This window comes from Actinomadura sp. 7K534 (assembly GCF_004348575.1).
Taxonomy (GTDB): domain Bacteria; phylum Actinomycetota; class Actinomycetes; order Streptosporangiales; family Streptosporangiaceae; genus Spirillospora; species Spirillospora livida.
On sequence record NZ_SMKB01000381.1, the window covers coordinates 1 to 4,425 of the forward strand.

At 69.4% G+C, this 4,425-nt stretch carries 4 protein-coding genes; 1 reads left to right on the top strand and 3 read right to left on the bottom strand.

The genetic code is table 11. The features are described 5' to 3' along the window. Window positions 1-146 precede the first annotated feature (146 nt). Genes E1266_RS35890 through coxB form a run of 3 tightly spaced genes read right to left on the bottom strand, consistent with a single transcriptional unit; the run spans window position 147 to window position 2,998 of the window. Entirely contained in the window at window positions 147-557 is a 411-nt protein-coding gene (locus tag E1266_RS35890; RefSeq protein ID WP_132054842.1) for a cytochrome c oxidase subunit 4, read from the bottom strand. 3 nt (window positions 558-560) lie between these two features. Then, complete coding sequence (gene ctaD / locus E1266_RS35895; RefSeq protein ID WP_132054844.1) at window positions 561-2,228, bottom strand: cytochrome c oxidase subunit I; 1,668 nt, start codon at window positions 2,226-2,228, stop codon at window positions 561-563. Next, complete coding sequence (gene coxB, locus E1266_RS35900) at window positions 2,225-2,998, bottom strand: cytochrome c oxidase subunit II (RefSeq protein ID WP_243719310.1); 774 nt, start codon at window positions 2,996-2,998, stop codon at window positions 2,225-2,227. Before coxB ends, ctaD begins: the two co-directional genes overlap by 4 nt. A gap of 180 nt (window positions 2,999-3,178) precedes the next feature. Here coxB and E1266_RS35905 point away from each other — a divergent pair, with 180 nt between their 5' ends. Continuing rightward, complete coding sequence (locus E1266_RS35905; protein WP_132054848.1) at window positions 3,179-4,375, top strand: cysteine desulfurase family protein; 1,197 nt, start codon at window positions 3,179-3,181, stop codon at window positions 4,373-4,375. The last annotated feature ends 50 nt before the right edge of the window (window positions 4,376-4,425 follow it).

The following is a 4,425-nucleotide window of genomic DNA, read 5'->3' on the forward strand; positions in this document are numbered from 1 at the left end:
ACCCACCCGCATGTGGACCCCCCGGTCGTCCCCACTGGGCGATCGACCCGCCTGCCCAGCCCGGTCGCTGGAACGGTGCCCAGTATGTGAAAGGGCCGGTACCCGCGAAATGCGGATACCGGCCCCTCCTGGGGTTCTTTTACCGACTAGTGGGCGAAATGACCCCGGTAGTACTCGAAGACCAGACCGATCGTCGACAGGAGCGCGGCGGCCAGGCCGAACATGAACAGCCACCAGCCGAACACGATGCCGAGCGAGACGGTCGCGGCCGACAGCCCGATGTACAGCGGCCACCAGCTGTGCGGGCTGAAGAAGCCCACCTCGCCCGCCGCGTCCGCGATGTCGCCCTGCGGGTCGTCCTCGTAGAGCGGCCCGTCGTTGGCCCGCTCAAGGCGCCGGATCGTGAAGTGGGCGTAGAACCCGATGAGCCCGGCGAGGCCGACGGCCAGCCCCAGCGCCGTGGTGCCGGTCCAGTCCTTGGACCAGAGCCAGTACACGACGTCGGTGGCGAGGAAGAAGAGCGCGGTCCCGTAGAACATGAACGCCTGGACGCGCATCGGCTACTCTCCCTTCGCCCCGGCGAGTTCGCCCTGGGCACCCACGTGCGGGTGGTGCAGGTCGAACGCCGGCCGCTCAGAACGGATCTTCGGAATGAAGTTGAAGTTGTGCCGCGGCGGCGGGCACGACGTCGCCCATTCCAGCGAGCCGCCGTAGCCCCACGGGTCGTCGACCTCCACCCGCTTGCCCCGCTTCCACGTGATGTACACGTTGTAGAAGAACGGCAGCATCGAGGCGCCGAGCAGGAACGAGAAGATCGTGGAGATCTCGTTCAGCGTGTGGAACTCCGCGGCGTAGTCGGCGTACCGGCGCGGCATTCCCGCGGCGCCCAGCCAGTGCTGGACGAGGAACGTGCCGTGGAAGCCGATGAACAGCAGCCAGAAGTGGACGTGGCCGAGCCGGTCGTTCAGCATCTTGCCGGTCCACTTCGGCCACCAGAAGTAGAAGCCCGCGAACATCGCGAACACCACGGTGCCGAAGACGACGTAGTGGAAGTGCGCCACCACGAAGTAGGAGTCCGAGAGCTGGAAGTCCATCGGGGGCGACGCCAGGATGACGCCGGTGAGCCCGCCGAACAGGAACGTCACCAGGAAGCCCAGCGACCACAGCATCGGCGACTCGAACGTCAACTGCCCTCGCCAGATCGTCCCCACCCAGTTGAAGAACTTGATGCCCGTCGGTACGGCGATGAGGAACGACATGAACGAGAAGAACGGCAGCAGGACCTGGCCGGTCACGAACATGTGGTGCGCCCACACGGTCATCGACAGCCCGGCGATGCTGATGGTCGCGAAGACCAGGCCGACGTAGCCGAACACCGGCTTGCGGCTGAACACCGGGAGGATCTCCGTCACGATGCCGAAGAAGGGCAAGGCGATGATGTAGACCTCCGGATGCCCGAAGAACCAGAACAGGTGCTGCCAGAGCAGCGCACCGCCGTGCGAGGCGTCGAAGATGTGCGCCCCGAGCTTGCGGTCGGCCTCCAGGGCCAGCAGCGCGGCGGCGAGGACCGGGAACGCCAGCAGGACCAGGACGGAGGTCAGGAAGATGTTCCAGGTGAAGATCGGCATCCGGAACATCGTCATCCCCGGCGCCCGCATGCACAGGATCGTGGTGATGAAGTTGACCGCGCCCATGATGGTGCCGAAGCCCGACATCGCCAGGCCCATCACCCACAGGTCGCCGCCGACGCCCGGGGAGCGCACCTCGTCCGAGAGGGGGGCGTAGGCGAACCAGCCGAAGCTGGCCGCGCCGTTCGGGGTGAGGAAGCCCGCGATGACGATGAGGCTGCCGAACAGGAACAGCCAGTACGCCAGCATGTTCAGCCGGGGGAACGCCACGTCGGGCGACCCGATCTGCAGCGGCATGATGACGTTGGCGAAGCCGGCGAACAGCGGCGTCGCGAACATCAGCAGCATGATCGTGCCGTGCATCGTGAACATCTGGTTGAACTGCTCGTTGCTGATGACCTGGAGACCGGGCTCGTACAGCTCGGCGCGCATCACGAGCGCGAGCACGCCGCCGAACAGGAACATGAAGAACGACGTGATCAGGTAGAGGTAGCCGATCACCTTGTGGTCGGTGGACGAGAGCCAGGAGGCGAGGATCCGCCCCTTGCTCGTCCGCGGCGCGGCGATCGGTGCGCTCGGTGCGTGACTGGTCGTGGTCACTGGGCACCTCCCGCGGCCAGGGCGGCCTTGGAGTCGGCGATGAACTTGTCGTACTGCTCGGGGGACACGACCTTCAGCTGGAACAGCATCCGGCTGTGGTCGACGCCGCAGAGCTCGGCGCAGCGGCCCTCGTAGGTGCCGTTCTTGGTGGCCGTGAACTCGAACTGGTTGACGAAGCCCGGCATGACGTCCTTCTTGTAGATCAGCGCCGGGACCCAGAACGAGTGGATGACGTCATTGGAGTGGAGCCGCACGCGGACCGTCTCCCCCGAGGGGATCGTCATCACGGGCTTGCCGGGGGCGGGGCCGTTCGGCGCCACGGGAACGCCCGTGACGGAGGCGACGGTCCGCTCCTTGCCGGAGGCGTCCTTCTCCTTGTAGTCGAACTGCCAGCTCCACTGGAACCCGGTGACGTCGACGACCACGTCGGGGGTGTCGCTGGTCGACTCGACGAAGTTCTGGTCGCGCGCGGTGAAGTAGAACAGGACCGCGATGATGACGAACGGGACCGCCGTGTAGAGGATCTCGATCGGCAGGTTGTAGCGGACCTGCGGCGGCAGGTCGTCGGAGCGCTTGCGGTGGAACAGCACCGCCCAGATGATCAGTCCCCAGACGAGGGCCCCGACCGCGAACGCCGCGATCCAGGAGCCCTGCCACAGTTGCAGCATGCGCTCGCCCTGGATGCTGATCGGCTCGGGCATGCCAAGGCGGCTGCCGCTGCAGGCGGTGGCGGACATCGCCAGCAGCCCCAGCGCACCGGCGCTTCTCAATGCGCGGCGACTGCGCACAGGCGTACGCCGCTCCCTAGAGCGGGTCGGACTCACGGAATGCCTTCCCCACGGTGAAAGCCCGGTCGGCCGGGCGGAGAGATCAGTTGTTACACGTGTGGTGGACACACTAGCGCGAGGGTCGCGCACCCCCCCGATCGGGTGCCCGGTTAGTGTTCTTGCGTGGCCGAACCGAGCATTCCGGGCGCCTACTTCGACGCCGCGTCCACCGAGCCGCCGCACCCGGCGGCCAGGTCGGCGCTGCTGGAGACCATGGACGCGGCCTGGGCCGACCCCGCGCGCCTGTACGGCACGGCCAGGGGGACCCGCGTGGTGCTGGACCGGGCGCGCGAGCGCGTCGCCGCGGTCCTCGGCGTCCGCGCGGACGAGCTGTCGTTCACCACGTCGGGCACCCAGGCGGTGCACCTGGCGGTCCTCGGCGGGCTGCGGGCGCGCCGCCGCGTCGGGCGCCACCTGGTCGTCAGCGCCGTGGAGCACTCCAGCGTGCTGCACGCGGCGGAGATGCACGAGCGCGACGGCGGCGAGGTGACGATCGTCGGGGTCGACCGGACCGGCCGGGTGGACCCGGCGGAGTTCGCCGCCGCGCTGCGCCCCGACACCGCGCTCGCCTGCCTGCAGTCGGCCAACCACGAGGTCGGCACCGTCCAGCCGGTGGCGGAGGCCACCGAGTCCTGCCGCGCGGCGGGCGTGCCGCTGTTCGTCGACGCCGCGCAGTCCCTCGGGCGGGCGGACGTCCCGGGCGGCTGGTCGTTCCTGGCCGGCAGCGCGCACAAGTGGGGCGGCCCGGCCGGGGTCGGCGTCCTCGCCGTCCGGAAGGGCACCCGGTGGCGCTCCCCGCTGCCCGACGACGAGCGGGAGCGGCGCCGCGTGCCCGGGTTCGAGAACGTGCCGGGCATCGTGGCGGCGGCCGCGGCGCTGGAGGCGTACCGTGCGGACATGGCCGCCGACGCGCCGCGCCTCACCGCGCTCGTGGACCGCATCCGCGCCGAGGTCCCGCGGAGGATCCCCGACGTCGAGGTCGTCGGCGACCCGGTCCGGCGCCTGCCGCACCTGGTGACGTTCTCGTGCCTCTACGTGGAGGGCGAGGCGCTGCTGACCGAACTCGACCGGCTGGGTTTCGCGGTTTCGTCCGGCAGTTCGTGCACGGCGGATACGCTGCGTCCCAGTCACGTGCTGGAGGCGATGCGAGTGATCACCCATGGGAACGTCCGGGTATCGCTGCCGCGCGGCGCCCGCACGGCGGACGTCGACCGGTTCCTCGCCGAGCTCCCGGGCGCCGTCGCCCGGCTGCGGGGGACGGCGATGAGCACGCTCGAGACAGGGAACACCCTCGAGACAGGGAGGCGGTCGCGCCCATGAGGTTCCGAGGCCGCGGCAAGGGCCCGGCGTCCCCCGAGGCGGCCCCGCCC

Bases quoted from the DNA above. Each gene is read 5' to 3' on its own strand.
- E1266_RS35890 (WP_132054842.1), bottom strand. From the start codon at position 557: ATGCGCGTCCAGGCGTTCATGTTCTACGGGACCGCGCTCTTCTTCCTC.